Source organism: Pseudomonas sp. JH-2 (assembly GCF_036231725.1).
Classification (GTDB): Bacteria; Pseudomonadota; Gammaproteobacteria; order Pseudomonadales; family Pseudomonadaceae; genus Pseudomonas; species Pseudomonas delhiensis.
In genome coordinates, this window is the sequence record NZ_JAZAQP010000068.1 from 1 (window position 1) to 26,450 (window position 26,450).

The following is a 26,450-nucleotide window of genomic DNA, read 5'->3' on the forward strand; positions in this document are numbered from 1 at the left end:
TCGGCCAACTGGAATGCCGCCAAGGGCTGGAACAACAGCGCCCTGGACGTGGCGTTCATCCATCGCCCAGCCGAGGGGATGCAGCGCAAGGAGCACCCCAATGAATAAGCCCGGAATCCTGGTGCTGCTGGGCTTGCTGCTCGGGCTGGCTGGCTGTGCCGGCAGCGCCCACCAGTTGCCCTATGACTCGTGGCGCCTGGGCCTGTTCGCGCCCAACTACATGGAGGTGTGGATCGAAACCGCCGATGCGGTGGATGTGCAGGATCGCGTTTTTCGCCGCGCCATGAACGGGATTGCTGCGATCAACACCCCGAAGAACCTCAAGGGCGATCCACGGGGCTGGCCAGAACGACCAGGCGCCGGTAAAGGCAAACAGGTGCTGGGCGCCGACTTGCCGCGCCTGATCTACGTGCGCTGGCAGTCCCTGGTCGAACCGCAGACCTACGAGGCCTATATCGTGATCCCCGAGGCCACCAGGCAGGCGATGGTGAAGCCGGAGACCGGCTATTGTCCGGCCAGGGGAATTTGGCGTGAAGACTATCGCGACATGCTGACGGTAGGCCTGGCGCCGGGAGGTATCGCAAGGGTATGGCTCATGGGGGGATGTCTGTCGGCCATCGACGTGACGCGGGTGCAGGCTACCGTGGTGAAGAAAGGACCCGACGGTGGGCTGAGCGGCGGTCAATACGCCTTGCCTCTGGAGCCGGAGTCCAAAGCCTATATCGAGAGGTACGGGATTCCCTATGGTTCGTGGTGATCCCATTGACCGCAGGCTCAGAACGCTGGTGCTGCTGGGCTTGCTGCTCGGGCTGACCGGCTGTGCCGGCAGCGCCCACCGGTTGCCCTATGACTCGTGGCGCCTGGGCCTGTTCGCGCCCAACTACATGGAAGTGTGGATCGAAACCGCCGATGCGGTGGATGTGCAGGATCGCGTCTTTCGCCGTGCCATGAACGGGATTGTTGCAATAAACACCCCGAAGAACCTCAAGGGCGATCCACGGGGCTGGCCAAAACGACCAGGCGCAGGTAAAGGCAAACAGGTGCTGGGCGCCGACCTGCCGCGCCTGATCTACGTGCGCTGGCAGTCCCTGGCCGAACCGCAGACCTACGAGGCCTATATCGTGATCCCGGAGGCCACTCGACAGGCAATGGTCGTCGGAGAAAAGGCCTTCTGCCAAGCCGACGCCAAGTGGATAACGGATTATCGCAAGATGCTAACGGTCGGCCTGGCACCGGGAGGTATTGCCAGGGTCTGGCTCATCGGGCCATGCCTGTCGGCCATCGACGTGGCGCGGGTGCAGGGTACCGTGGTGAAGAAAGGACCCGACGGTGGGCTGAGCGGCGGTCAATACGCCTTGCCCCTGGAGCCGGAGTCCAAAGCCTATATCGAGAAGTACGGAATCCCCTATGGCTCTTGGTGACAGCTCGCTGCCCAAGCGCCAGTCGCCAGCCCCAATGGTTGTCTCAGGACTGTCGCAAGCTGCGACAGCGAACGTCGTCGCAAGACCGTTAAAAATCAAAAAATAATAATAGATTCATATAGTTGAACAAAAACCAAGGGATTGGCATAGCGGTTGCGATAGCCGCCGGGACAACTCAACAAGAGGCAACCGCAATGCTCGCTTCCCTGCCCATCAAGCCCGAATCCCGCGCCTTCCTGCAGCGCGCGCCGAAGATGCTCATCGGTGCCGATTGGACCGGTGCCGCCGATGGCGCCCTCATGGACCTGCGCAATCCGGCCACCGGCGAAGTGCTCTGCCAGGTGCCCTCCGCCAGCGCCGCCGACGTCGACCGCGCCGTGCGCGCCGCCCGCCAGGCCTTCGACGATTCGCCCTGGAGCCGCATGCGCCCGCGCGAGCGGCAGAACCTGCTGTGGAAGCTCGCCGACCTGATGGAGCGCGACGCCGACCTGCTGGCCGAGCTGGAATGCCTGAACAACGGCAAGAGCGCCGCCGTGGCGCGGGTCATGGACGTGCAGCTGGGCATCGACTTCCTCCGCTACATGGCCGGCTGGGCCACCAAGATCGAAGGCGCCAGCGTCGACGTCTCCATGCCGCTGATGCCCAACGACGACTTCCACGGCTTCATCCGCCGCGAGGCCGTCGGCGTGGTCGGCGCCATCGTCGCCTGGAACTTCCCCCTGCTGCTGGCCTGCTGGAAACTCGGCCCGGCCCTGGCCACCGGCTGCAGCGTGGTGCTCAAGCCGGCCGACGAAACCCCGCTCAGCGCCCTGAAGCTGGCCGAACTGGCCCTGGAGGCCGGCTACCCGGCGGGCGTGTTCAACGTCGTCACCGGCACCGGCATCAACGCAGGCAGCGCCCTCACCCACCACCCGCTGGTGGACAAGCTGACCTTCACCGGCTCCACCGCCGTGGGCAAGGAAATCGGCAAGGCGGCCATGGACAACATGACCCGCGTGACCCTGGAGCTGGGCGGCAAGTCGCCGACCATCGTCCTCGCCGACGCCGACCTGAACAGCGCCGCCGCCGGCGCCGCCCAGGCCATCTTCTTCAACCAGGGCCAGGTGTGCTGCGCCGGCTCGCGCCTGTACGTGCAGCGCAAGCACTTCGACAACGTGGTGGCCGACATCGCCGGCATCGCCAACGGCATGAAGCTGGGCAACGGCCTGGACCCGAGCGTGGACATGGGCCCGCTGATCTCCGCCCGCCAGCAGCAGCGCGTGCACAACTACATCGAACTGGGCCGCGAGAAAGGCGCCACCATCGCCTGCGGCGGCGAACAGTTCGGCCCCGGCTACTTCGTCAAGCCGACGGTGATCGTCGACGTGGACCAGAAGAACCCGCTGGTGCAGGAGGAAATCTTCGGCCCGGTGCTGGTGGCCATGCCCTTCGACGACATCGACGAAGCCATCCGCCTGGCCAACGACAGCCCCTACGGCCTGGGCGCCAGCATCTGGTCCAACGACCTGGGCGCGGTGCACCGGATGATCCCGAAGATCAAGTCCGGCTCGGTCTGGGTGAACTGCCACAGCGCACTGGACCCGGCGCTGCCCTTCGGCGGCTACAAGATGTCCGGCCTGGGCCGCGAAATGGGCGCCGCCGCCATCGAGCACTACACCGAGGTGAAATCGGTACTGATCCGGCTGTAACGCGAAAAGGTCCTACCTCGCCGGCGCGTTACCCCCTGCGCCGGCGCTTCCATCCCCTGGCTGCGCGAGTGGTCGGGGGATTTTTTTGCCAGGCATCGGCCTGTTGTAGGAGCAACTGTCTTGCGGCCTGCGCCGAGATGCTCTTCGTAGGATCTAGGGGCGCCTAGCTGTTGCTCGCGAATCGCATGGCACCGCGTTTGTTCGCGAGCAAGCTCGCTCCTACGAAAAGCGCTGCCAACCGATGATGTAGGAGCGGATTTATCCGCGATCCGCTGCTTTATGAAAACAGGCAGGTAAATGTAGGAAAACAACACGATTGCGCATGGAAAATTCTATTTCCAGCGCAACCGCCCAATCCTGGCCCGATGACATCAACGCACCGTCCTCTCATCGCCCGCTCATCTGATCGGAACGCCGTTCCCGGGAGGAGCGATGGGATTGAACCAGACCCAGCTGGACCAACTCGGCCGCCAACTCGACAACAACCCGCTCGAAGTCCTCATCCTCTCGGCCGAACAGGCCAACCTTCTGGCCGCCGACCACGCGACCAGCCACTGGTCCCCGACCCAGGCTCCCAGCCTCTGCGTCAGAGACGACATCACCCAGGCAAGCGGGCTGCTGGACAGCATCCGGCCCCACTACAACGACAGCCTCCACGAATTCGTGAATACCGCCTGGGGCATGCCGGCCTTGCTGGGTAGCCATGACGCGGTCAACTTCGCCCGCTTCGTCCGCGACATGGGCGGCCTCAACACCCGGGTCAGATACGTCAATCACAACGGCCGCCAGTACGTGGTGCTGTCCGGCTACCCGGGCCTGCGCAGAATACTCACGGGCACCCGCTACTCGGTGACCAACACGCGGCTGATCGAAATGGGCATCGGCCGCTACGGCATTCGCGGCAGCTCCCTGAGCGGCTTCAAGTTGTCCTGCTACTTCGCCGTGGGGGTCGAATTCCTGGAGTGGTTCTTCAATAGCGAGGTGAACATGTTGGACCTGCTCGGGGGCATAGGCGTCGAGCTGGTCAAGGCGGGGATCGCTTCGGCGGTTGGTTATGCGGTGGCTGTTGCTGCCGGCAGCATTCTGGGGTTTGCTGCCGCTCCAGTGATAGCAGGTGCGCTACTCGTCTTTATTGTAGGTGTCGGCCTGAATTGGCTGGATAAAAGGTATGGGATTAAGCAGCGCGTACAAGACTCTTTAAATTACGCTGCGGACAATGCATCCATGATTGCCGAACGCTTCCAGGAGCTGGACAGCCGCAAGATCCGGAGCTATGTCGAACATACCTTTGGAGAAGTGGTCGATGCGGCAGTGGACTACGCAACTCAAGAAACCAAGTCGTGGATTCTGCGCCGCCTTCCTCCTGGCACACTGCCCGCGCGCCCTTACCGCCTACCCAATCTTAATATTTTAAAATTTCCAAAGCTTTGAGAACTTCAATGAAGCTGCGTGAAAGAGCTGTAACTCCCGTTGCTGAACATTGGCTGAGGCCGTTGGGCTTGTTTGGAGTTCTGATCGGCCTGGTGGCTCTCCTGGCCGCCATGCTGATCTGCACGGAAGTACTGCTGCCCAACTACATCCGGCTCTGGCGGCAGGCGCCAATAGTCGAGACGGTCTACCCGACCTTCTTCATCGTTTCGGGACTTGCGATAGGCCCCATGATGCTGGTGGCTGGCGTGCATACGCTGCTCTACCGAAAGCCGCTCACCTCGCAAAGCCCTACCTGGTTCAAGATCGCCGGCCACCTGCTCGGGGTGGGAATCATTCTGCTGCTGGTCGTTGGGCCTGCACTTGCCATCGGGACGACCATCGCCCTGAAATACATGGATTATCGGGCCTGCAGTCAACTGCGAGTATCCGGATCCGGCTGGCAGGTATTCTGGGTGAATAACGACAACTACTGCTTCAAACCAGACAGCTACATCGAAGACAACTGGCCCTGCAGGAACATGGACGGCAAGACCTATTGCCTCAGAGCCGACGGGCTGTAGGACATTCCCCGTAGGGCGCATAACGCCCCGGGCGTTATCCGCCGTTTCCACATGCGACGGCGGGTAAATGTCCGCCCGTGGCGAGCCCCCGCAGGTACGCACAGAACATATCCGCCATCGCCCCGGCATAACGCTCGATTTCCTCATCCGTCCGCGGTGTTTCCGAGAACTGCTTGCCCACCGCGCCGAGCGTGGTCGTGACCAGCTCCACGGCCAGCGCCCGCGCCTCGCTCGAAGCATCGGGCAGCACCTGCGCCATGAAGGTATGGAAGATGCGCTCGCCGGCCGCCTTGGCCTCCCGTGCCTCGGGCGCGTCGCGGTAGAGCGGCGCGGCGTCGTTGAGCGCGATGCGGACCGTCGCTTCCTCGCATTCCGAACGGACGAAGGCGTGCACCAGGGTGCGCAGCCGCTCCAGCGGTGGCCGTCGAGCATCCTCGAGGATGCCGCGCAGCATCTCGCTGGTCTGGCGCCACTCGTCGCTCTGCAGGCGGAACAGGATCGCCGCCTTGTTCGGGAAGTACTGGTACAGCGAGCCGACGCTGACGCCGGCCCGTTCGGCCACCCGCGCGGTGGTGAAGCGCTGCGCGCCCTCCTTCGCCAGAACCTGAACAGCGGCGTCGAGAATGGCGGCGACCAGTTCGGTCGAGCGGGCCTGCCGGGGCTGCTTGCGTGAGGAAATCCGCGGGCTGCGGCGTTCGCCCATGGGGGGCTCCGGGAATGCGAATAGTGAAACCTGATGAATTCGTCGCATTCTAGTCGGGCGCCCTGAAGCGCTCAACCCACCTTCGGAGTCCCCCCATGACCACCCTCACCAGCGCCCCCGTCGCCGCCCTGCTGGAACGCCTGTTCGCCGAGGCCGACGCCAGCGAGCCGGCCAGAAGCCCCGCCATCACCGGTCTGTCCGGCGAGGAGCTGTCGCGCCTGATGGGCAGCAAGACCGAATATCGCGACCTCTACGGGCGCCTGAAGGACCTGCCGCTCCCCGTCTCGCGCACCACCGGCGCGCTGCTGTACATGCTGGCGCGCAGTTGCCAGGCACGCAGCATCGTCGAGTTCGGCACCTCCTTCGGCATCTCCACCCTGCACCTCGCCGCGGCCCTGCGCGACAACGGCGGCGGCCGCCTGATCGGCAGCGAGTTCGAACCGTCCAAGGTGCAGCGCGCCCGGGCCAACCTGAGCGCCGGCGGCCTGGCCGACCTGGTGGAGATCCGCGAGGGCGACGCCCTGCAGACACTGGCACGCGACCTGCCGGAGCGCATCGACCTGCTGCTGCTCGACGGCGCCAAGGCGCTCTACCCGGAAATCCTCGCCCTGGTGGAAAGCCGCCTGCGCCCCGGCGCGCTGATCGTCGCCGACAACGCCGACCACAGCCCGGAGTACCTGGCGCGGGTGCGCGACGTCGGCAACGGCTACCTGTCGGTGCCTTTCGCCGAGGACGTCGAGCTGAGCATGCGGCTTGGCTGAGACGGGTACCGCAGCCCTGGCCCCGCCGACGCCAGGCGGGGCCAGGTACCGTTTCGGATGCCGCGAGCCTGGCAGCAGGCGAATCCGCTAGAGTGCCCTCTCCACCGGCAATGACCAGGCACCGACCATGGATGCACGAGAAATCCGCCAAGCCACCCCCGACGACGCCCCCGCCATCGCCCGTCTGGTAGACGAGGCCTACAGCCCCTACATCCCGCGCATCGGCCGCAAGCCCGCGCCCATGCTCGACGACTACCGGCAGGTGATCGCCGAGGCCGATGTGTTCGTGTGCGCCCTCGATGGCGAAGTGGCCGGCGTGCTGGTGCTCCGCCCCCAGGGTCCGGTAGTGCTGCTGGAGAACATCGCGGTTGCGCCGGCGTTCAAGGGCCGGGGCATCGGCAAGGCGTTGCTGGCGTTCTGCGAGGACTATGCGCGGGCCCGGCGCCTTGAGGCCATCGAACTCTATACGAACCAGTTGATGACCGAGAACATCGCCCTCTACACGAAGCTGGGCTACCAGGAAACGCACCGGGCCACGGAGGACGGTTTTGCGCGGGTGTTCATGCGCAAGGGGGTTGTGGGGTAGGCAGGGTTCTGAAGGGAGTGGGGCTATTCGTGCCACCGGGTGGTCCAGTGCGGCCTGGGATCAATCGCGGACGGAGTCCGCTCCTACGCTGAGGCATGGCGCCAGAAATTTTAATTCCCGTCACTCCCGCGAACGCGGGAGCCCAGAAGACAGTTACAGGAGAGACGCCATCGTAGGATGGGTTGAGCCTTGGCGAAACCCATGCGGCCATGGCGATGGGCATCGCTCCGCTCAACCTATCCTACGCGCTACTCCTCCCCTCGTAGGAGCGGAACTTTTCCGCGATGACCGGACGTATCGGCGCGATTCGCGGATAAGATCCGCTCCTACGCTGCCCCACCTGCGCCATTCTCCTGTAGGAGCGCGCCCTGCGCGCGAATCGCGGGCAGGGCCCACTCCTACAGGTTGCGGTGAGGCATGGCGTTTAGCCTGTAGGAGCGGACTCTGTCCGCGATTATCCGGCCAACATGGCTGCGTTTCAGGATCGGCGTATCTGGCCGACGGCGGATAACCGCGAACGGTTATGCGCCCTACGTGTGAGCCTGGGGAAGAAACAGACATGCTCCCCAGTGGCTACGACATGCCCGCCTATTCAGCCAGCTCGCCACACAGGTCCAGGGCGAACCAGCGCTCGGCCTCTTCCACGTGCAGCCCCGCGCCCAGCAGGGCGAACAGCTTGCCCAGGGCCGCTTCGCGGGTCATGCCGCCGCCGGACACCAGGCCGGTGTCGCGCAGGCGGCTGCCGGCGGCGTAGGTGTCGAACACCACGCTGCCCGCCGGGCACTGGCTGATGGCGGCCAGCAGCACGCCGCGGCGGCGGGCCCGGCTCAGGGCATCGAGCAGCGCCTGGTTGTCCGAGGGGCCGGTGCCGCTGCCGTAGCATTCCAGCAGCAGGCCCTGCACGCCGCTGTTCAGCACGGCGTCCAGTTGCTCGGCCTGCAGGCCGGGGAACAGCGGCTGCACCGCCAGGCGTACGGGCCTGCGCGCTTGCCGGTAGCCCAGCGCCTCGGGCCGTTGCGGGGCGTGCCCGCCGTCGCGGTGGCGCGGCAGCGTGGTGAAGGCGTCGAAGGCTTCGCTGTGCAGCTTGGTGGCGCGCGCGCCGTGCAGCAGCGCGCCGCCGAAGTAGAGTTGCACGCCGCTGGCCTTGCCGCCCTCCAGCACGTCCAGGGCGCCGCCGAGGTTGGCCCAGGCGTCGCTGCCGGGCGCGCCGGCGGGCAGCATGGAGCCGGTCAGCAGTACCGGCGCATCCAGGCCCAGCAGCAGGAACGACAGCGCCGCCGCGGTGTAGGCTAGGGTGTCGGTGCCGTGCAGCACCAGCACGCCGTCATGGCCGCCCTGCTCCACCGCCTCGACTATGGCGTCGCGCATGGCCAGCCAGTTGGCCTGCTGCATGTTGGCGCTGTCCAGCAGCGGCTGCATTTCCCGGAAGCCCCAGGCGAAGGTCGGCTGCCGGCCGCTGCCGGCCAGCCATTCGCGCATGCGCGCCTCGAAGCCGCTGGCCGGGGCCAGGCCTTCGGGCGTCTGCAGCATGCCGATGGTGCCGCCGGTGTAGAGGACGAAGAGGTTCTTGACTGCGCGCATGGGCTGATCCTGCGTTCTTGTTGTGGCGCGGGCCGGCCGCCGGGACGGCCCGCGCGGCCGTCAGCGTTGCGCCTGCGGCAGGCCAGCGGGGATTTCGCGGGCGGCCTCGGCGCTCCGGCCGGCCGGCCAGGCATCGCGGTCCAGGTCGAGGTCGGCGAACTGGGCGGAGTCGAACACCGGCTGGTCGATGCCGGCGCGACGCTGTGCATCGTAATCGCCCATCACCCGCAGGCCAACCTTGAACAGCAGGGCCAGGGCCAACAGGTTGACGAAGGCCAGGCAGGTCATGGTGATGTCGGCGAAGGCGAACACGGTGGACAGGTTCTGCACCGAGCCCCAGACGATCAGCGCCAGCACCAGGGCGCGGTAGCCGATCAGCACCAGGCGGTTGCGGCTGAGGAACTGCAGGCTGTTCTCGCCCAGGTAGTAGTTGTAGAGGATGCAGGTGAAGACGAACAGCGACAGCGCGACGCTGACGAACAGCCGGCCCCAGTCACCGACCACCGCGGCCAGGGAGTTCTGGGTGAGCGTGATGCCGTCGCCTTCGAAGCCGGGGGTGTAGAAGCCCGAGAGCAGGATCAGCAGCGCGGTGCAGGTGCAGATGACGAAGGTGTCGAGGAACACGCTGAAGGCCTGCACCACGCCCTGCGAGGCCGGGTGGCGCACGGCGGCCACGGCGGCGACGTTGGGCGCGCTGCCCAGGCCCGCCTCGTTGGCGAACACGCCGCGCTTCACGCCCATGACGATGGCGCTGCCGAGCAGGCCGCCGAAGGCCGGGTCGAGGCCGAAGGCGCTCTTGAAGATGGTTTCCAGCATGGCCGGCACGTGCTCGATCTGGCTGCCGATCACGTACAGGGTGACGCCGATGTAGGCCAGGGTCTTGACCGGCACCAGCAGGTCGGACACCGCGGCGATGCGCTTGATGCCGCCGACGAAGACGATGGCCAGCAGTACCGCCAGGGCGATGCCGGTGTGCTGCGGGGCGAAGCCGAAGGCGTTCTGCAGCGAATGGGTCACGGTGTAGGACTGCAGGCCATTGAAGGCGAAGCCATAGGTCACCAGCAGCAGCACGGAGAACACCACCGCCATGCCCTTGAGCTTCAGGCCGTGCTGGATGTAGTACGCCGGGCCGCCGCGGTACAGGCCGTCGCCGTCGGCGCGCTTGTAGACCTGGGCCAGGGTGCACTCGAAGAAGCTGCTGGACATGCCCACCAGCGCGGTCACCCACATCCAGAACACCGCGCCGGGGCCGCCGAGGGTCACGGCGATGCCGACGCCGGCGATGTTGCCCGCGCCCACGCGCCCGGCGAGGCTCAGCATCAGCGCCTGGAACGAGCTCAACTGGCCGGCCTGGCCGCGAATGGACTCCTTGAACACGCCGAACATGTGGCCGAAGTGGCGGAACTGGACGAACCGGGAGCGCAGGGTGAAGTAGCTGCCGAGTCCGACGATGAGCACGATGAGAACCTTCCCGGAGAGGAAGTCGTTGAGCGCTTCGAGCATGGGTGTGACCTCGATTCTTGTTCTTCGGATGGAAGAGAGGCGTCAGGCGCCGGGTGGCGCCTGGCGTTGGCGGGCAAGGTTGGCCAAGGCGCGGACCCGTGACAATTTCGCATCCTGTTACGAGTTGATGCGACCTGATGCTAGACTTGCGCCACTCGCATCACCCCGGAAGCCACCGATGTCCGACCACCTGGGCGAAAACCTCAAGCTCGCCTGCAGCCACTACCGCTCTATCTCGGAGGTCTGCCGGCAACTGCAGATCAACCGCGCGCAGTTCAACAAGTACCTCGGCGGGCAGAGCCAGCCCACCCCCTTCAACCTCAAGCGCATCGGTGACTTCTTCGGCGTCGAGGACTACGAGCTGGGCCTGCCGCCGGAGCAGTTCGCCCGCCTGATCGGCGCCCGCGCCAGCCAGGCCAGCGTGCCGCGCAACGACCCGCTGCTGCGCCTGCTGGAGCCGCTGCGCGAACAGTCCGGCAACCTGTCGCGCTACTGCGGCTACTACTTCGAATACTCCAACTGCATGTCGGTGCCCGGTTCCGTCCTGCTGTCGCTGGTGCACCTGTGGGAGGAGGACGGCAACTTCCTGTTCGAACGCCAGGAGCGCCAGGAGCGCTCCAGCAGCACCGACGTGCAGGCCGAGGACTGGGTGCGCTGCCGCTACCTGGGCGCGGCCTTCCAGCTGCAGGACCGGGTGTTCCTGATCGACTACGAGTCGCTCACCGTCAACGAGATGAGCCAGACCATCCTCATCCCCAGCTTCAAGAGCCGCATCACCCGCCTGAACGGCCTGAAGACCGGCGTCTCCAGCGGCGACCGGCGCACCCCGGCGTGCACCCGGGTGGTCTGGGAATACCTGGGCCCGGAGATCAACCGCATCAGCGCCTACCGCCAGGTGAAGCTGTACCGCCCGGACGATCCGCGCATCGACGACGACGTGCGCGAGCGCCTGAACGTGGGGCCGATCCACAATGGGTTGTTCGAGATCGAGTGAGGACGATCGCGGACAGAGTCCGCGATTGGACTCACCGGCGGCACGAATGGCGGCGGATAACCGCGAACGGTTATTCGCCCTACGAGTTTGCCGGCTGACGCTGCGTTATCCGCTTGCTCGGGACAGCCCCCTCTCCCTTCAGGGAGAGGGTTGGGGAGAGGGGACGGACTTCGCTCACGCACCTCTGCCAACCCTGACGCCGCACCCCCTCCCTAACCCTCCCCCGCAAGCGGGAGAGGGAACCGTTCGGCGTGAAGCAGAATCACGAAGCTCCCGGGTACCCACGTAGGGCGCATAACGCCTACGGCGTTATCCGCCGAATCGCGGACAGAGTCCGCTCCTACGGTTCCAGGAAGCACGGTCGTAGGAGCGGACTCTGTCCGCGATTGCCCCCCTCCGCACCGAACCACCCCGTGGGGCGGATAACCGCGAACGGTCATGCGCCCTACACGCCCGGCCTCCCCCAGCATCACCCGCCGCACCCCAGGAATCGCCGCGGCGATCTACTCGGGATGACTGAGCAGCCCCGCCCCGCTTCAGACTGCATTCAGATTCGCTGCCGATACTCCCCTCCCATCGCCAGTCCCGCCTTGGGGGAAACATGACACAAGCAGAATGGAATGCCCTCTTTCCATTCCAGTTCGGCACCCACCCCGAGCGCAGGGCCAGCCTGGTCCTGCGTCGCGAGGGGGAGCCCGGGCGCGAGGCGCTGGAGGCTTTCGTTCATGAGCGCTTCGCGCGGATGCACCATGCCGACGTCCAGCACTTCCTGCCCGACCTGCTCGGCCTGTACGACGGCCAGGGCCGGCTGAGCGCCGCGGTGGGCATCCGCCTGGCCACCGGTGGGCCGCTGTTCCTCGAACGCTACCTGGACGAACCGCTGGAGGTGCCGGTGTCGCGCCTGGCCGGGCGCATCGTCGGGCGCGACGAACTGGTGGAGGTGGGCAACCTGTCCGCGCTCAGCGCCGGCAGCGCGCGCCTGATCATTGTCGCGATGACCTGGCTGCTGGCCGCCCGCGACCTGAACTGGGTGGCCTTCACCGGGGCCGCGAGCCTGGTCAACAGCTTCCACCGCCTGGGGCTGGAGCCGAGCGTGCTGGGCCGCGCCGACCCCGCCCGCCTGGACGGCGAAGGCGCCAGCTGGGGCAGCTACTACGACCAGCACCCACAGGTGTTCGCCGGCGATATCCGCTACGGGCACGCGCAGCTGGAGCGCAACCAGGTGCTCGACCGCCTGGGCTTTCCCCTGTTGCTGACGGAGGCTGGCCATGCAGCCTGAATTGCAGGCCTTCCGCCAACGCCTGGAGGAGTATGCGCGGCAGCAGGGTGAGCGCATCGCCCTGCGCGGCGCCAGCGAACGCTATAGCCATGCCCAGTTGCTGGAGCAGGTGCAAGCCCGCGAGGCGCTGTTGCAAAAGCAGCCGCCGGGCGTCCTCGCCATCGCCCTGGACAACGGTCCCGAGGCGCTGCTCTGGGACCTGGCGGCGCTGTTCGGCGAGCGCCCCTGCGTGATCCTGCCGCCCTTCTTCAGCCCGGCCCAGCGCGCCCACTGCCTGCTGCAGAGCCAGGCGACACTGGCCCTGGCTCCGGCCGAGCTGCACGAGGAATTGCGCGAACTGGGCTTCACCCCCGGCGAGCCCTTCTGGCAACGCCCGGCGACGGCGGACGCGGGCCTGCCGCCCGGCACCGCGAAAATCACCTACACCTCCGGCAGCACCGGCACGCCCAAGGGCGTGTGCCTGTCCGCCGGGGCCCTGCTGCGGGTGGCCGGCGAGCTGGAACGGGCCAGCCGCCCGGCCGAGCCTTCCAGCTACCTGGCGGTGCTGCCGCTGGCGGTATTGCTGGAGAACCTCGGCCTGTACGCCGCGCTGCTGGCCGGCGCCGGCGTCACCCTGCTTCCCCAGGGGCAACTGGGCATCAGCGGCGCCAGCGGGGTGGACTGGAAGCGCCTGCTCGGCTGCGTGGCGCTCAGCGGCGCGCAGAGCCTGATCCTGGTGCCGCAGCTGCTGCTCGGCCTGGTCAGCGCCATCGAGCGCGGCCTGATGCGCGTCGGCCCGCTGCGCTTCGTCGCGGTGGGCGGCGCGCGGGTGTCCACGGGCCTGCTGGAGCGCGCCGCCGCCGTCGGCCTGCCGGTGTACGAGGGCTACGGGCTGTCCGAGTGCGCCTCGGTGGTCTGCCTCAACCGCCCCGGCGAGCGGCGCCCGGGCAGCGTTGGCCAGCCGCTGCCGCACGCGCAGGTGCGCCTGGCCGAGGACGGCGAGGTGCTGGTGCGCGGCGCCACCCTGCTCGGCTACCTGGGCGAGCCGCCCTTCACCGGGCAATGGTGGCCCACGGGCGACCTTGGCCACTTCGATGCCGATGGCTACCTGTACCTGGCCGGGCGCAAGAAGAACCAGTTCATCACCAGCTTCGGGCGCAACCTCAACCCGGAATGGATCGAGGCCGAGCTGACCCAGGGCGGCGTCATCCTCCAGGCCTTCGTCCATGGCGAGGGCCTGCACCAGAACCTGGCGCTGCTCTGGCCGCTGGACCCGCAGGCCGGCGACGGCGACCTGGAACAGGCGGTGCAGCGCTGCAACGCCGCCCTCCCCGACTACGCCCGGGTGCACGCCTGGCGCCGCCTGCCGCAGCCGCTCAGCGCCGCCGAGGGCACCCTGACCGGCAACGGCCGGCCGCGCCGCGCGGAAATCCTCGAACGCTACCGCAACGAACTCTTCTCCCTCGTGACCGAATGAGGTTCACCCCATGGCATTCTTCGACACCCTGCAATCGGCCACCGCCCAGGAGCGCCAGGCGCTGTTCGGCGTACCGGTGATCCGCGACGCCCTGGACGGCGTCGTCAGCCTGGAAGGCTACGTCGCCTTCCTCACCCAGGCCTACCACCACGTGCGCCATACCGTGCCGCTGATGATGGCCTGCGGCGCCCGCCTGCCCCCGCGCCTGGAATGGCTGCGCAAGGCGGTGTGCGACTACATCGAGGAGGAATACGGCCACGAGCAGTGGATCCTCGACGACATCGCCGCCTGCGGCGGCAACCCCGAACAGGTGCGCAACGGCCGCCCGGCGCTGCCCATCGAGCTGATGGTGGCCTTCCTCTACGACCTGATCGCCCGCGACAACCCGGTGGGCCTGTTCGGCATGGTCAACGTGCTGGAGGGCACCAGCATCGCCCTGGCCACCCGCGCCGCCGGCAGCATCCAGGAGAGCCTCGGCCTGCCGCCGGGCGCCTTCGGCTACCTGAGTTCCCACGGCGCCCTGGACCAGGGCCACATGGCCACCTACCGCACGCTGATGGACCGCCTGGACGACGCCGCCGACCAGCAGGCGGTGATCCACGCCGCCCGGGTGGTGTACCGGCTGTACGCCGACATGTTCCGCGGCCTGCCGCGGGCCCGGGCCGGCCAGGGCGAGGTGCAGCATGCGCCTGCCTGACTGCCGCGCGGTGCTCACCGGCGCCAGCGGCGGCATCGGCCTGCAGTTGGCCGAGCAGCTGTGCGCCGCCGGCGCCCAGGTGCTGGCGGTCAGCCGCCATCCCGGCCCCCTCGCCGGGCTGCGGCAACGCTACCCGCACCAGTTGCGCTGGGAGGGCGCCGACCTGCGCGAGCCCAGCGGCCGCCAGGCGGTGGTCGAGGCGGCGTGGCAGATGGGCGGCGCCAACCTGCTGATCAACGCCGCCGGGGTGAACCGCTTCGCCCTGCTCGAACAGCTGGACGAACAGGCCCTGGACGACCTGCTGGAACTGAACATCAACGCCACCCTGCAACTGACGCGGGTGATGCTGCCGCTGCTGCGCGAACAGCCCCACGCCCTGGTGGTGAACGTCGGCTCCACCTACGGCTCCATCGGCTACCCCGGCTACGCCACCTACTGCGCCAGCAAGTTCGCCCTGCGCGGCTTCTCCGAGGCCCTGCGCCGGGAGCTGGCCGACACCCCGGTGGACGTGCTCTACGTCGCCCCGCGGGCGACCCGCACCGGCATGAACTCGGCCGCCGCCACGGCGCTGAACCTGGCCCTGAAGGTCGGCATGGACGACCCGCGCGACGTCGCCCGGGCGGTGCTCGACGCCGTGCAGAAGAACCGTAGCGAGCTGTACCTGGGCTGGCCGGAGAAACTCTTCGTGCGCCTGAACGGCATGCTGCCGGGGGTGGTCGACCGCGCCCTGCGCAAGCAACTGCCGCTGATCCGCCGCTACAGCGACGCCAACGCTCGTGGGCCGGCCGACCAGGGCCGCCGCGGCGAAATCGATGCTTTACTCAAGGTCACCGGGGACAAACAGGACTGAGCATGCGGCTACTGCTGGTGGAGGACGACAGCGCCCTGGGCGAAGGAGTACGTACCGGGCTGCGCCAGGAGGGCTACACCATCGACTGGCTCAAGGACGGCGCCAGCGCGCTGCACGCATTGCAGCACGAGGCATTCGACCTCGTGGTGCTCGACCTGGGCCTGCCGCGCCTGGACGGCGTCGAGGTGCTCAGGCGCCTGCGCGCCGGCGGCGCCAACCTGCCGGTGCTGATCCTCACCGCGCGCGACGCCACCGAGGACCGTATCGCCGGGCTGGACGCCGGCGCCGACGACTACCTGGTCAAGCCCTTCGACCTGGACGAACTCAAGGCCCGCCTGCGCGCCCTGCTGCGGCGCAGCGCCGGGCGCGCGCGGGTGCTGATCGAGCACGCCGGGGTGAGCCTCGACCCGGCCACCCAGCAGGTCAGCTACCGCGGCCAGCCGGTGGTGCTCACGCCCAAGGAATACCTGCTGCTGCACGAACTGCTGGCCCAGCCGGGCAAGGTCTTCACCCGCGAGCGCCTGACCCGGCTGCTCTACGGCTGGGACGAGGAAGCCGAGAGCAACACCCTGGAGGTGCACATCTACCACCTGCGCAAGAAGCTCTCCGGCGAGCTCATCCGCACCGTGCGCGGCATCGGCTACCTGGTGGAAGGCCAGGCATGAACTCGCTGCGCCAGCGCACCCTGCTGCGGGTGACGGCCCTGCTGCTGATCGGCACCGCCCTGCTGACGCTGTACAACTACCACGACAGCAGCCACGAGATCGCCGAGGTCTACGACGCCCACCTGGCGCAGAACGCCCGCCTGCTGCAGGGGGTGATGAGCATGCCGCTGGACGAGGCCGGGCGGCGCAACCTCTACGCTGCCTTCGACGAGGCGCTGAGCCAGGTCGGCAAGCACCGCGTCGGCCACCCCTACGAGAACAAGCTGGCCTTCCAGGTCTGGCGCGAGGACGGCCAGATCCTGGTGCACACGCCCAGCGCGCCCACCTTCAGCGCGCCGCTGCGCACGCCGGGGTTCGCCAACTACGAGGTGGAGGGCCGGCACTGGCGCGGCTTCCTGCTGCCGGTGCCGGCGCAGAAGCTGCTGATCTGGGTGGGCGAGCGCGACGACGTGCGCGAGGACCTGGTGGGGCGCATCGTCCGCCACACCCTGCTGCCCTTCATGCTCGGCAGCCTGGCCCTGGTGCTGCTGGTCTGGCTGGCCATCGGCTGGGGCCTGCAGCCGCTGCAGAACATGGCGAAGGTGATCCGCGCCCGCCACGCCGATTCCCTGGAACCGCTGCAACTGGTGCCGCTGCCCAGGGAACTGGAGCCCATGCAGGCCGCGCTCAACCGCCTGCTCGGCCAGCTCGAGGCGCTGCTGCGCCGCGAGCACCGCTTCATCGCCGATGCCGCCCATGAGATGCGCACGCCCCTGGCGGTGCTCCGCCTGCACGCGCAGAACGCCCTGCAGGCGCGCAACGAGGCCGAGCGCCGCGAGGCCCTGGACTTCCTCATCGGCGGCGTCGACCGCCTCAGCCGGGTGGTCAACCAGTTGCTGACCCTGGCCCGCGTCGAGCCGCAGCTGGCCCAGCGCCAGTTCGCCCCGGTGGACCTGGCCGCGGTGGTCACCGATACCCTCGCCGAACTCACCCCCTGGATGCTCCGCCAGGGCCTGGAGCCGGTGCTGGAGATCGAGCCCGGCGACTACCGCCTGAACAGCGACGCCGGCGCCATCGGCATCGCCCTGCAGAACCTGGTGACCAACGCGGTGAACTTCTCCCCGCCCGGCGCGCTGGTGCGCATCGGCCTGCGCGCGGAGGGGGCGCACTTCGAGCTGAGCGTCGAGGACCAGGGCCCGGGCATCGCCGAGGCCCACCTGGAGCGCGCCTTCCAGCGCTTCTACAGCGAAGGCAACGAGGGCGGCGCGGGCCTTGGGCTGTCCATCGTGGCCATGATCATGCAGCGCCTGGGTGGCAGCGTGCAGTTGGCCAACCGCACCGAAGGCGGCCTACGCGCCCGCCTGCGCCTGCCACGGGGCCCGTGAGCGGCGCCCACGGCCGTTGCCCGGCTGCCTCAGTGCTGGCTGGCGCCGCGGCTGGACAGCCAGTTCAGCGGCACGGCCGGGCGCGTCAGGGCCTCGATGAAACCATGGCCCCAGTAGCGGATGTGGTTGGCCTCCAGCACCGAGTACATCTCCTGGTGGCGCGCCTGGCGTTCCTCCAGCGGCATCTCCAGGGCGCGCTCGATGGCGTCGGCCAGGGCGTCGCGGTCATGGGGATTGACGATGAGCGCGCCGCCCAGCTCGGCGGCGGCGCCGGCGAACTGCGAGAGGATCAGCACGCCCGGGTCGGCCGGGTCTTGCGCGGCGACGAACTCCTTGGCCACCAGGTTCATGCCGTCGCGCAGCGGCGTGACCAGGCCGATGCGCGCGCGGCGCATGACCAGGGCGATGTCCTCGCGCCCCAGGTTGCGGCTGACGAAGCGCAGCGGCACCCAGGACACGGCGGCGAAGCGCCCGTTGATGTGGCCCACGCGGGCGCTCACCGCGGCGTCGATCTCGGCGTACTCGGGAATCTCCTGGCGGCTGCCGGGGGCGATCTGCAGGCAGGTCACCCGGCCCTGCCGCTCGGGGTACTTCTCCAGGAAGCGCTCGTAGGCGTCCAGGCGGTTGGTGATGCCCTTGGAGTAGTCCAGGCGGTCCACCCCGACCATCAGCGCGCGGCCCACCAGGCTTTCCTCCAGCTTGGCCGCCAGCGGGCCGTGCTCGGCCTCCTCGGCCAGGCGGCGGAAGCCCTCCACGTCCACCCCCACCGGGAACACGCCGACGCGGAAGTGCTGGTGGCCCAGGCTGAAGCGCCGCGAGTCGGGGGTGGCCGCGCCCACCACGCGGGTCAGGTAGCGGGCGAAGTTGTCGGCGTCGTTCTCGGTCTGGAAGCCGATCAGGTTGTATTCGGTGAGCGCGCGCACCAGTTCCTCGTGGTGCGGCAGCGCGGTGAGCAGGTCCGGCGGCGGCATCGGGATGTGCAGGAAGAAGCCGATGCGGTTGCGGTGGCCGCGCTCGCGCAGCGCCACGGCCAGGGGGATCAGGTGGTAGTCGTGGACCCACAGCACGTCGTCCGGCTGCAGCAGCGGGCTCAGGCGTTCGGCGAAGAACTCGTTGACGCGCAGGTAGCCGCCGAAGTCGGCCTCGGTGAACTCGGCCAGGTCCACCCGGTAGTGCAGGATCGGCCAGAGCACGCGGTTGGCGAAGCCGTTGTAGTACTCCTGGAAGTCCTGTGGCGGCAGGTCGGTGATCATGTAGGTGATGTTGCCGTTCTCCAGGGTGACCGGCTCCGCGGGGTTCTCCGCCACCTGGCCGCTCCAGCCGAACCACAGGCCCTCGCGCTCGCGCAGGGTGGCCTCCACCGCCACCGCCAGGCCGCCCGGCGCGGGCCGGCCCTCGGCATCGGGCATGCCCACCCGGTTGGAAATCACTACAAGCCGCGACATAGGCCCTCCTCCCAGCTCATGGACAGACGCATGGCGGTGTTGATCAACCCGGCCATGGAGTACGTCTGCGGAATGTTGCCCCACATCTCGCCGGTGTGCGGATGCAGGTCCTCGGACAGCAGGCCGAAGCTGTTGCGCGCGGCCAGCAGCTCGGCGTACAGCGCGCGGGCCTGGTCGCGCCGGCCGATGGCGGCCAGGGCGTCCAGGTACCAGAACTTGACCACCAGGAAGGCGGTCTCCGGCACCCCGAAGTCGTCGGGGGCGGCATAGCGCAGCAGGTGGCCATTGACGTTCAGCTCGCGGCCGATGCAGTCGACGGTGGCGACGAAGCGCGGGTCGTCGGCCTCGATCAGGCCCAGCTCGTGCATCAGCAGCACGCTGGCGTCCAGGTCGTCGACGCCGAAGCTGCCGGTGAAGGACTGCCGGCGCTCGCTCCAGGCCTCGCGCAGGATGCCCTCGCGCAGGCGCGCGGCCTCCTTGCGCCAGCGCGCCGCCGAGTCGCCATGGCCCAGGCGCGCGGCGATGCGCGCCACGCGGTCGCAGGCGGCCCAGCAGAGCATCGCCGAATGGGTATGCACGCGCTGCCGGCCACGGTATTCCCAGATGCCCGCGTCGGGCACGAAGGCGCAGCGCGCGGCGCGCTCGGCCAGGCTTTCCAGCAGGCGCAGCATGCCCTCGTCGCCGGGGTGCGGCAGGCGCTGGTCGACGAAGCTCTGCAGCACCGCCAGCACCACCGAGCCGAACACGTCGTGCTGCACCTGCTCCACCGCCTGGTTGCCGACGCGCACCGGGGCGTGGCCGAGGAAGCCGGCCAGGTCCGGCTCGATGCGCTCGGTCAGGTCCATGGCCGGGACCACCCCGTACAACGGCCGCAGCTCGGCGCCCTCCACCGCCACCGTGGTGATGAAGTCGACGTAGCGCTCCATGGTCTTGGTGGCGCCCAGGCGGTTCAGCGCCAGCACCACGAAGTAGGCATCGCGCAGCCAGCAGTAGCGGTAGTCCCAGTTGCGCTGGGTGCCCGGCGCCTCGGGCACCGAGGTGGTCACCGCGGCGATGATCGCCCCGGTCTCCTCGAAGCTGCACAGCTTCAGGGTGATGGCCGCGCGGATCACCACGTCCTGCCATTCGAAGGGGATGGCCAGCGAGCGCACCCACTCGTACCAGCCGGCGCGGGTGCGTTCGAGGAAGCTGCGGACCACCTGCTCGGGGGACTCGTCCAGCGGCTCGTCGACGCCCATCACCAGGCTCACCGGGTGCTTGAGGGCGAAGGGCGTTTCCTGCATGACGTAGGACAGCGGCGCATCCGTGGTCAGGCGCAGCGCCTGGTCGCCACCCAGGTAGCGGATATGGCTGGAGCCGGCCACCGCCTCGCAGGGCTTGCCGTAGTGGTGCGTCGGGCGCATGCGCAGGGTCACCCGCGGCAGCCCCTGTATCGGCTCCACCAGCCGGCACAGCTGCGCCGGGCGGAAATAGCGGCCGTACTGCGGGAAGCGCGGGGCGAAGTCGGTGATGCGCACGGCGTTGCCGGCGGCGTCGGTGAGGGTGGTGCGGATGATCGCGGTGTTCGGCTGGTACTCCGCATGGCTGCTGACCATGCCGTCGAGCAGCACGTCGCAGAAGCCCTTCTCCTCCTCGCCGGCCAGCAGCCGGGAGAAGGCCGGGTCGCCATCGAAGTTCGGGTAGCACCACCACACCAGGCGCCCCTGCCGGTTCACCAGGGCGGCGACGCGGCAGTTGCCGATCAGCCCCAGGTCCAGCGCGCCGTTGTGCTTGCCGCTCATGCCTGTGTTCTCCTCGTGGCCTGTATGAGTGTCTCGCGTACCGTTCGCGGATGGTCAAAGACGGCCCGGGCGCCGGGGGCCGGGCGCCCGACCGAAAGGCCCAGCCCACCCAGCTGCGGCATCAGCGCCAGGGCCGGCTCGTCGGTATGGTCGTCGCCGATGAACAGCGGCCGGCGCCCGGCGAAGGGCGGCGCGCCGAGAAAGCGACGGATGGCCTGGGCCTTGTCGCTGGCATGGGCCAGCACCTCGAACACCATCTTCCCCGGCAGCAGCCGCAGCCCGGCGCCGTCGGGGCCGCGCAGCAGCCGGTCGAGGGCGGCCCGCAGGGCCGGGCCGGCCTCGGGCACGGCGCGGTAATGCAGGGCCAGGCTGCTGCCCTTGTCCTCGGCCAGCACGCCGGGGTGCCGCCGGGCCAGGGCCAGCAGGCGTTCGCGCTGCGCCGCGCCGAGTTGGGCCGCCGGCAATTGCCGCATGGGCTGCCCGCCGGCCAGGCGCCACTGCGCGCCGTGGCCGCCGCTGGCCGGCAGGCGCAGGGGGGCGAACAGGTCGTCGAGCTGCGCCAGCGGGCGTCCGCTGACCAGCGCCAGGGCACCGTCAAGCCGGCGGTGCAGGCTTTGCAGGGCGGTGCGCAGGTCGTCGGGGACGCGCACCGCGTCGGGGCTCTCGACGATATCCAGGAGGGTACCGTCGACATCGAGAAAGAGCGCGCAACGGGCTTCGCGCTCGCTCAACCAGTCATCGAGCAGGGCCCTGGCCGAGGCATCACCGCAAGCAGCAATGGCCGCGTCGGCCAGACCGGGATCGATCGGGCGGGACATGGGCCGATCTCCACGTTTCGGGCCGCCCGCGAACAACCGGTGCGGACGGCGAAGCGAATGAGAATCCAGAAGACTAACACGGGGAAATGCAGCGCGCGGCCGTGCCGCCGGCCGCATTCTCCCGCTCTGGGACGGACCTTCCCGGCCCCATGCAAGTTCAGCAAGGTCCATGCCTTGGCGCCGTCGCCGCCCCTCCCCGGCTACCGATCGCGCCGCCACGACGCCCACCCCATGGGGGCTGCTGCCGTTCGTCGAATCCCCGCGCAAAGCAGGCCGCCGCTTCCCGGCCAGGGCGCGGACGCCCACAAGCGGTGCGCTGGCTAGACTGGGCAGGAACCCCGGGAACCGACCAATGGATGCCCTGCTCAATGCCGCCGCCCGCGCCCTGGCCATGGGCGACCCCTTCGCCGCGCTGAACCGCGTGGCGCTGCGCGACGACGCCCCGGCGCTGGCCCTGCGCGGCATCGCCATGGCGCAGCTGGGCGACCTGGCCCGCGCCCGCGAACTGCTGCGCGCCGCCGCCCGGGCCTTCGGCCCGCGGGAGGCCGTGGCCCGCGCACGCTGCCAGGTGGCCGAGGCGGAAATCGCCTTCGCCGACCGCGAACTGGGCTGGCCGGTGGCGCGCCTGGAAGCGGCGCTGGCCACCCTGGAAGCCCATGGCGACCGCCTGAACGCGGCCCACGCGCGCCTGCTCGCGGCGCGCCGCCAGCTGCTGCTCGGCCAGCTCGATACAGCCGGTGCGCAGCTGGAACGGCTGCAGCCCCAGGCCCTGGCAGCGCCCCTGCGGGCGATCCATCGCTTGACAGCGGCCGGCATCGCCCTGCGCCAGCTACGCGCAGGCGCCGCCCGGGCCGCCCTGCTCGAAGCCGCGGCCGCGGCCCGCGAAGCCGGCATCGCCGCGCTGCAGGCGGAGGTCGAGGCGGCGCAACGGCTGCTCGACGCCCCCGCCGCGCGCTGCCTCGCCCGCGGCACGGAATGCCTGCTGCGGCTGGAGGAAGTCGAGCCGCTGCTGCAACGCCAGGCCCTGCTGGTGGATGCCTGCCGCTACCTGGTCGGCACGCCGCGGGCCAGGGTGCCGCTGGCCAGCCGGCCGGTGCTGTTCGCCCTCGCCCGCATCCTGGCCGAGGCCTGGCCGGCGGATGCCAGCCGCGCGCAGCTGATCGCCGGCGCCTTCCGCACCCGCCACTTCGACGACAGCCACCGCGCCCGCCTGCGGGTGGAGATCGGCCGGCTGCGCGCGGCCCTGGAGGGGCTGGCCGGCATCGCCGCCACCCGCACGGGCTTCGTGCTCGAACCCCTGCAGGTGGACGAGGTGCTGGTCCTGGCGCGCCCGCTGGAAGACCGCCACGCCGCGGTGCTGGCCTGCCTCGCCGATGGCCGGGCCTGGTCCAGTTCGGCCCTGGCGCTGGCCCTGGGCAGCAGCCAGCGCCAGGTGCAGCGCGCGCTGGAAGCCCTGGCGGCGGACGCCCGGGTGCAGGCCTTCGGCCAGGGCCGGGCGCGGCGCTGGCTGAGCCCGCCGGTGGGTTTCGCGACCACCTTGTTACTCCCGGCCCCCGTCAATGGCTGACTAGGATGGCCCCAGGCACCACACGAAGGAGGACGCCACCATGAAAACCCGACCCGCGGAAATCCTCCGCGAATACGGCCCCTTCCCGGGCATCGACAAAGTCCACGGCCTGACCTGGGACGACCGGCACGTCTGGTTCGCCTCCGGCGAGCGGCTCAACGCCCTGGCCCCGGACAGCGGCGCCATCGAGCGCACGATCGAGGTCCCCGCCTACGCCGGCACCGCCTTCGACGGCCGCTACCTGTACCAGATCGGCGAAGAACTCATCCGCAAACTCGACCCGCGCACCGGGGAAGTGCTCGCCACCCTCCCCGCCCCCGGCCACGGCGGCGACTCCGGGCTGGCCTGGGCCGAAGGCTCGCTGTGGGTGGGCCAGTACCAGGCGCGGCGCATCCAGCAGATCGACCCGCAGACCGGCGCGGTGCTGCGCACCCTGGAATCGGACCGCTTCGTCACCGGCGTCAGCTGGATCGACGGCCAGCTCTGGCACGGCACCTGGGAGAACGACGAGAGCGAGCTGCGGCGCATCGACCCGCGCAGCGGCGAAGTCCTGGAGGCCCTGGCGCTGCCGGCCGGCATCGGCGTCTCGGGCCTGGAGGCCGACGGCGGCGACCGCTTCTACTGCGGCGGCGGCGCCAGCGGCAAGGTCCGCGCGGTGCGCCGGCCCAGGGGCTGAACGGCCCGCCGGGCCCCGCAGGCTCGGCGGCCCTAGTGGTCCGCCACCGCCACCCGCGCCTTGCCGGTGAACGGCGGGCGCGTCAGCCAGATCACGCTCATCAGCACCAGGAAGATCCAGCCCAGGGCGTGGAACAGCTCGTTGAAGCTGATCTGGTAGGCCTGCTGGGTGATCATCTGGTTCAGCAGGCTCGCCCCCAGGTGGGGGTCGCCCTGGCCCAGCAGCTCCAGGCTGTGGCGCGTGCCGCTGTCGAAGGCCGTGACGCTTTCGCTGAGCTGGGCGTGGTGCAGCACCGCGCGGCGGTCCCAGAGGAAGGTGGTGAGCGAGGCCGAGAAGCTGCCGCTCAGGGTCCGCAGGAAGGTCGACAGCCCGGAGCCGGCGGCGATCTCGTGGGGCTCCAGGTCCGACAGCAGGATCACCGTGGTGGGCATGAAGAACAGCGCCACGCCCACGCCCATCAGCGCCTGCATCAGGGCGACGTGGCGGAAGTCGATGTCCAGGGTGAAGCCGGCGCGCAAGAAACAGGTGGCGCCCATGGCGACGAAGGCCACCGAGGCCACCAGGCGCAGGTCGAAGTTGGCCGCGTAGCGCCCCACCAGCAGGCTCAGCAGCAGCGGCGCGATGCCCAGCGGCGCCGCCGCCAGGCCCGCCCAGGTGGCGGTGTAGCCGAGGTTGCGCTGCAGCCACTGCGGCAGCAGCAGGTTGATGGCGAAGTAGGCCGAGAACGACAGCACCAGGGCCAGGGTCCCGTAGCGGAAGTTGTGGTGGCGGAACAGCCGCAGGTCGACGATGGGCTCGCGGTCGGTCAGCTCCCAGATCAGGAAGGCCGCCAGGCTGATGGCCGCCACCACCGCGCAGCCGATGATGAACGGCGAGGCGAACCAGTCCTCGTCGTTGCCCTTGTCCAGCAGCACCTGCAGGGCGCCGACGCCCACCACCAGGGTCGCCAGGCCCGCGTAGTCGATGCGGGTGCGCTGCAGGCGCTCGGGGCGGCCGCGCATCTGCCGGCTGATGACGAACACGGCGAAGGCGCCGATGGGCAGGTTGATGAAGAAGATCCACGGCCAGGAGTAGTTGTCGGTGATCCAGCCGCCGAGGATGGGCCCGGTGATGGGCGCCACCACCGCCACCATCGACAGCAGCGCCAGGGCGATGCCGCGCTTGTGCGGCGGGTAGATGCTGATCATCAGGCTCTGGGTGATCGGGTACATGGGCCCGGCCACGGCGCCCTGCAGGGCGCGGAACAGGATGAGCATGGGCAGGTCGCGGGCCACGCCGCAGAGGAACGATGTGACCACGAACAGCAGCGCGCAGCCGATGAACAGCGGCACCTCGCCCAGGCGCCGGGACAGGAAGCCGGTCAGCGGCAGGGAGATGGCCTGGCTGACGGCGAACGAGGTGATCACCCAGGTGCCCTGGTTGGCGCTCGCCCCCAGGTTGCCGGCGATGGTCGGCAGGGCCACGTTGGCGATGGTGGTGTCCAGCACCTGCATGAAGGTGGCCAGGGCCAGGCCGAGGGTGGCGAGGGCCAGGCTCGGCGGGCGGAATTCGGTGCTCATGGTGGGGGACCTGGCGTGGCGTCAGTGGGGCCGGCCGCGCGCTGGCGGCGGCTTCGGTGGATTCTGGAATCCGGGATCAATAGCTGTCAATTCAATAATTGACTTTGCACAGATTGACGACGCCGGCCTTGTGCTCCCCGCCCGTGCCCGTATCATCGGCGCGAATCCACCCGCAACGGACCGCCCCATGCCCAGCCCGCCCCAGGACCACCTGTTCGCCCTCACCGGCTCGCTGCAACCGGCGCGCCGCGCCTGGCAGCAGGCCGCCAGCCTGGTGCTGGCCGAGAGCGGCCTGTCGCTGGCGGTGGCCACGCCAGTGCTGCTGGTCTCGCGCATGGGCGACGGGGTGCTGCAGAACGTGCTGGCCGACCGCATCGGCGTGCACCCGGCAGCCCTGGTGCGCACCCTCGACCAGGCCGAGGCCGCCGGCCTGCTGGAACGGCGCATGGTGCCGGGCAACCGGCGGCTGCGCGCCATCCATTTGCAGGATGCGGGAAGGGAATTGACCGAGCGCCTGGAGAAAGCCCTCAACGCCTTGCGCGCCGAAGTGCTCGGCAGCATCCCCCGGGAAGACGTCGAGACCGCCACCCGGGTGCTGCGGCTGATGGAGGAAAAGGCCCGCGCCTACGCCCAGCAGAAACCCGGGGACGCCTAGTTCCTGCTCGCGAACGGTGCTTGCCGGCGGCGGCGGCCGCCCTCACCCGCAAGCGGGAGAGGGGGCTGGCCGGCGTCTGAAAGCCCAATCGCGGACAAGGCCCTACGACCATGCCCGACCGTAGGGCGAATAACCGTTCGCGGTTATCCGCCGCCGTCCGGAACAGCGGTGTCCGGGACCATTGGCGGATAACGCCGTAGGCGTTATGCGCCCTACGGGTTGCAAGGGGGCGGCGCGGGGCGCAAGACAGTTGCTCGCTTCCCTGGAACCGTAGGAGCAACTGTCTATTGGGTTTGGGTGTAGCGCGCCGCTCCGAGTGCGTTGATGTTTCTTGTTTCGCCCCCTCGGGCGAGTCACTTCTTTCAAACGCCAAAGAAGTAACCAAGAAGGCTTGCCCCGACATACGGGCC

At 69.1% G+C, this 26,450-nt stretch carries 23 protein-coding genes and 1 pseudogene; 17 read left to right on the forward strand and 7 right to left on the reverse strand.

The window, feature by feature from the left end; translation table 11 throughout:
- Window positions 1–100 precede the first annotated feature (100 nt).
- From VV867_RS28530 to VV867_RS28550, 5 genes are all read left to right on the forward strand, one after another.
- The gene (locus tag VV867_RS28530) at window positions 101–757 is read left to right on the forward strand and encodes a DUF2931 family protein (protein ID WP_328568218.1); all 657 of its coding nucleotides are present in this window, start codon (window positions 101–103) and stop codon (window positions 755–757) included.
- A complete protein-coding gene (locus VV867_RS28535; RefSeq protein WP_328568219.1) occupies window positions 744–1,421 on the forward strand; it encodes a DUF2931 family protein in 678 nt (225 codons plus the stop codon). Before VV867_RS28530 ends, VV867_RS28535 begins: the two co-directional genes overlap by 14 nt.
- Window positions 1,422–1,615: 194 nt before the next feature.
- Window positions 1,616–3,109, forward strand: coding sequence for an aldehyde dehydrogenase family protein (locus tag VV867_RS28540; RefSeq protein ID WP_089392125.1), 1,494 nt, complete (start codon window positions 1,616–1,618; stop codon window positions 3,107–3,109).
- Window positions 3,110–3,547: 438 nt separating this feature from the next.
- Window positions 3,548–4,540 carry a hypothetical protein gene (locus VV867_RS28545; RefSeq protein ID WP_328568220.1) on the forward strand — a complete coding sequence of 331 codons (993 nt, stop codon included), beginning with the start codon at window positions 3,548–3,550 and terminating at the stop codon, window positions 4,538–4,540.
- A gap of 8 nt (window positions 4,541–4,548) precedes the next feature.
- Window positions 4,549–5,100, forward strand: coding sequence for a hypothetical protein (locus VV867_RS28550; protein ID WP_328568221.1), 552 nt, complete (start codon window positions 4,549–4,551; stop codon window positions 5,098–5,100).
- A 34-nt stretch (window positions 5,101–5,134) separates the two neighbouring features.
- Here the strand turns inward: VV867_RS28550 and VV867_RS28555 are convergent, their stop codons facing one another.
- Window positions 5,135–5,803: a TetR family transcriptional regulator gene (locus VV867_RS28555; RefSeq protein ID WP_328568222.1), complete on the reverse strand. Its 669-nt coding sequence runs from the start codon at window positions 5,801–5,803 to the stop codon at window positions 5,135–5,137.
- Window positions 5,804–5,898: 95 nt separating this feature from the next.
- On the opposite strand from VV867_RS28555, the gene VV867_RS28560 reads away from it, so the two are divergent.
- Both VV867_RS28560 and VV867_RS28565 read left to right on the forward strand, forming a co-directional pair.
- Window positions 5,899–6,564, forward strand: coding sequence for an O-methyltransferase (locus VV867_RS28560; RefSeq protein WP_328568223.1), 666 nt, complete (start codon window positions 5,899–5,901; stop codon window positions 6,562–6,564).
- Window positions 6,565–6,691: 127 nt separating this feature from the next.
- Entirely contained in the window at window positions 6,692–7,150 is a 459-nt protein-coding gene (locus tag VV867_RS28565) for a GNAT family N-acetyltransferase (RefSeq protein WP_328568224.1), read from the forward strand.
- A gap of 588 nt (window positions 7,151–7,738) precedes the next feature.
- Here VV867_RS28565 and VV867_RS28570 read toward each other — a convergent pair.
- Window positions 7,739–8,731 (reverse strand): asparaginase, encoded by a 993-nt coding sequence (locus VV867_RS28570; protein ID WP_328568225.1) that lies wholly within the window; start codon window positions 8,729–8,731, stop codon window positions 7,739–7,741.
- 60 nt (window positions 8,732–8,791) lie between these two features.
- On the reverse strand, window positions 8,792–10,234 hold the full coding sequence (locus VV867_RS28575) for an alanine/glycine:cation symporter family protein (RefSeq protein ID WP_109937068.1): 1,443 nt from the start codon (window positions 10,232–10,234) through the stop codon (window positions 8,792–8,794).
- A gap of 178 nt (window positions 10,235–10,412) precedes the next feature.
- Here VV867_RS28575 and VV867_RS28580 point away from each other — a divergent pair, with 178 nt between their 5' ends.
- The 7 genes and pseudogenes from VV867_RS28580 (at window position 10,413) to VV867_RS28610 (ending at window position 17,539) form a co-directional block, all read left to right on the forward strand.
- Window positions 10,413–11,228: an XRE family transcriptional regulator gene (locus VV867_RS28580; protein ID WP_328568226.1), complete on the forward strand. Its 816-nt coding sequence runs from the start codon at window positions 10,413–10,415 to the stop codon at window positions 11,226–11,228.
- A gap of 601 nt (window positions 11,229–11,829) precedes the next feature.
- Window positions 11,830–12,507, forward strand: a complete 678-nt coding sequence (locus VV867_RS28585; protein ID WP_328568227.1) for a thermostable hemolysin — start codon at window positions 11,830–11,832, stop codon at window positions 12,505–12,507.
- The gene (locus tag VV867_RS28590; RefSeq protein ID WP_328568228.1) at window positions 12,497–13,963 is read left to right on the forward strand and encodes an AMP-binding protein; all 1,467 of its coding nucleotides are present in this window, start codon (window positions 12,497–12,499) and stop codon (window positions 13,961–13,963) included. The genes VV867_RS28585 and VV867_RS28590 overlap by 11 nt, the downstream gene beginning before the upstream one ends.
- A 10-nt stretch (window positions 13,964–13,973) precedes the next feature.
- Window positions 13,974–14,660 carry a TenA family transcriptional regulator gene (locus VV867_RS28595; protein WP_109937072.1) on the forward strand — a complete coding sequence of 229 codons (687 nt, stop codon included), beginning with the start codon at window positions 13,974–13,976 and terminating at the stop codon, window positions 14,658–14,660.
- A pseudogene (locus VV867_RS28600) lies at window positions 14,647–15,438 on the forward strand (SDR family oxidoreductase); the annotation flags it as partial. The gene VV867_RS28595 and the pseudogene VV867_RS28600, both read left to right, overlap by 14 nt.
- 74 nt (window positions 15,439–15,512) lie before the next feature.
- The gene (locus VV867_RS28605) at window positions 15,513–16,175 is read left to right on the forward strand and encodes a response regulator (RefSeq protein ID WP_109937074.1); all 663 of its coding nucleotides are present in this window, start codon (window positions 15,513–15,515) and stop codon (window positions 16,173–16,175) included.
- Window positions 16,172–17,539 (forward strand): sensor histidine kinase, encoded by a 1,368-nt coding sequence (locus VV867_RS28610; protein WP_328568229.1) that lies wholly within the window; start codon window positions 16,172–16,174, stop codon window positions 17,537–17,539. Before VV867_RS28605 ends, VV867_RS28610 begins: the two co-directional genes overlap by 4 nt.
- A 29-nt stretch (window positions 17,540–17,568) precedes the next feature.
- Here the strand turns inward: VV867_RS28610 and otsA are convergent, their stop codons facing one another.
- The 3 genes from otsA to otsB are packed head-to-tail and all read right to left on the reverse strand — an operon-like array spanning window position 17,569 to window position 21,583.
- Window positions 17,569–18,984 (reverse strand): alpha,alpha-trehalose-phosphate synthase (UDP-forming), encoded by a 1,416-nt coding sequence (gene otsA / locus VV867_RS28615; RefSeq protein WP_275630111.1) that lies wholly within the window; start codon window positions 18,982–18,984, stop codon window positions 17,569–17,571.
- Window positions 18,969–20,765, reverse strand: coding sequence for a glycoside hydrolase family 15 protein (locus VV867_RS28620; RefSeq protein ID WP_109937077.1), 1,797 nt, complete (start codon window positions 20,763–20,765; stop codon window positions 18,969–18,971). The genes otsA and VV867_RS28620 overlap by 16 nt, the downstream gene beginning before the upstream one ends.
- Window positions 20,762–21,583 carry a trehalose-phosphatase gene (otsB, locus tag VV867_RS28625; protein WP_109937078.1) on the reverse strand — a complete coding sequence of 274 codons (822 nt, stop codon included), beginning with the start codon at window positions 21,581–21,583 and terminating at the stop codon, window positions 20,762–20,764. The genes VV867_RS28620 and otsB overlap by 4 nt, the downstream gene beginning before the upstream one ends.
- 352 nt (window positions 21,584–21,935) lie before the next feature.
- On the opposite strand from otsB, the gene VV867_RS28630 reads away from it, so the two are divergent.
- Together VV867_RS28630 and VV867_RS28635 are read left to right on the forward strand one after the other, a co-directional pair.
- Window positions 21,936–23,150: a helix-turn-helix domain-containing protein gene (locus tag VV867_RS28630; protein ID WP_328568230.1), complete on the forward strand. Its 1,215-nt coding sequence runs from the start codon at window positions 21,936–21,938 to the stop codon at window positions 23,148–23,150.
- 40 nt (window positions 23,151–23,190) lie between these two features.
- Complete coding sequence (locus tag VV867_RS28635) at window positions 23,191–23,826, forward strand: Vgb family protein (protein ID WP_328568231.1); 636 nt, start codon at window positions 23,191–23,193, stop codon at window positions 23,824–23,826.
- A 32-nt stretch (window positions 23,827–23,858) separates the two neighbouring features.
- Here VV867_RS28635 and VV867_RS28640 read toward each other — a convergent pair whose 3' ends face one another.
- The gene (locus tag VV867_RS28640; RefSeq protein ID WP_328568232.1) at window positions 23,859–25,385 is read right to left on the reverse strand and encodes a DHA2 family efflux MFS transporter permease subunit; all 1,527 of its coding nucleotides are present in this window, start codon (window positions 25,383–25,385) and stop codon (window positions 23,859–23,861) included.
- 187 nt (window positions 25,386–25,572) lie between these two features.
- Here VV867_RS28640 and VV867_RS28645 point away from each other — a divergent pair, with 187 nt between their 5' ends.
- Window positions 25,573–26,040 carry a MarR family winged helix-turn-helix transcriptional regulator gene (locus VV867_RS28645; RefSeq protein ID WP_328568233.1) on the forward strand — a complete coding sequence of 156 codons (468 nt, stop codon included), beginning with the start codon at window positions 25,573–25,575 and terminating at the stop codon, window positions 26,038–26,040.
- Window positions 26,041–26,450: the final 410 nt, after the last annotated feature.

Coding starts and splice junctions, on each gene's coding strand:
- otsB (WP_109937078.1), bottom strand. CDS start 21,583: ATGTCCCGCCCGATCGATCCCGGTCTGGCCGACGCGGCCATTGCTGCT.
- VV867_RS28595 (WP_109937072.1), top strand. CDS start 13,974: ATGGCATTCTTCGACACCCTGCAATCGGCCACCGCCCAGGAGCGCCAG.
- VV867_RS28635 (WP_328568231.1), top strand. CDS start 23,191: ATGAAAACCCGACCCGCGGAAATCCTCCGCGAATACGGCCCCTTCCCG.
- VV867_RS28640 (WP_328568232.1), bottom strand. CDS start 25,385: ATGAGCACCGAATTCCGCCCGCCGAGCCTGGCCCTCGCCACCCTCGGC.
- VV867_RS28550 (WP_328568221.1), top strand. CDS start 4,549: ATGAAGCTGCGTGAAAGAGCTGTAACTCCCGTTGCTGAACATTGGCTG.
- VV867_RS28580 (WP_328568226.1), top strand. CDS start 10,413: ATGTCCGACCACCTGGGCGAAAACCTCAAGCTCGCCTGCAGCCACTAC.
- VV867_RS28610 (WP_328568229.1), top strand. CDS start 16,172: ATGAACTCGCTGCGCCAGCGCACCCTGCTGCGGGTGACGGCCCTGCTG.
- VV867_RS28585 (WP_328568227.1), top strand. CDS start 11,830: ATGACACAAGCAGAATGGAATGCCCTCTTTCCATTCCAGTTCGGCACC.
- VV867_RS28530 (WP_328568218.1), top strand. CDS start 101: ATGAATAAGCCCGGAATCCTGGTGCTGCTGGGCTTGCTGCTCGGGCTG.
- VV867_RS28555 (WP_328568222.1), bottom strand. CDS start 5,803: ATGGGCGAACGCCGCAGCCCGCGGATTTCCTCACGCAAGCAGCCCCGG.
- VV867_RS28565 (WP_328568224.1), top strand. CDS start 6,692: ATGGATGCACGAGAAATCCGCCAAGCCACCCCCGACGACGCCCCCGCC.
- VV867_RS28630 (WP_328568230.1), top strand. CDS start 21,936: ATGGATGCCCTGCTCAATGCCGCCGCCCGCGCCCTGGCCATGGGCGAC.
- VV867_RS28605 (WP_109937074.1), top strand. CDS start 15,513: ATGCGGCTACTGCTGGTGGAGGACGACAGCGCCCTGGGCGAAGGAGTA.
- VV867_RS28575 (WP_109937068.1), bottom strand. CDS start 10,234: ATGCTCGAAGCGCTCAACGACTTCCTCTCCGGGAAGGTTCTCATCGTG.
- VV867_RS28535 (WP_328568219.1), top strand. CDS start 744: ATGGTTCGTGGTGATCCCATTGACCGCAGGCTCAGAACGCTGGTGCTG.
- VV867_RS28540 (WP_089392125.1), top strand. CDS start 1,616: ATGCTCGCTTCCCTGCCCATCAAGCCCGAATCCCGCGCCTTCCTGCAG.
- VV867_RS28620 (WP_109937077.1), bottom strand. CDS start 20,765: ATGAGCGGCAAGCACAACGGCGCGCTGGACCTGGGGCTGATCGGCAAC.
- VV867_RS28645 (WP_328568233.1), top strand. CDS start 25,573: ATGCCCAGCCCGCCCCAGGACCACCTGTTCGCCCTCACCGGCTCGCTG.
- otsA (WP_275630111.1), bottom strand. CDS start 18,984: ATGTCGCGGCTTGTAGTGATTTCCAACCGGGTGGGCATGCCCGATGCC.
- VV867_RS28570 (WP_328568225.1), bottom strand. CDS start 8,731: ATGCGCGCAGTCAAGAACCTCTTCGTCCTCTACACCGGCGGCACCATC.
- VV867_RS28590 (WP_328568228.1), top strand. CDS start 12,497: ATGCAGCCTGAATTGCAGGCCTTCCGCCAACGCCTGGAGGAGTATGCG.
- VV867_RS28560 (WP_328568223.1), top strand. CDS start 5,899: ATGACCACCCTCACCAGCGCCCCCGTCGCCGCCCTGCTGGAACGCCTG.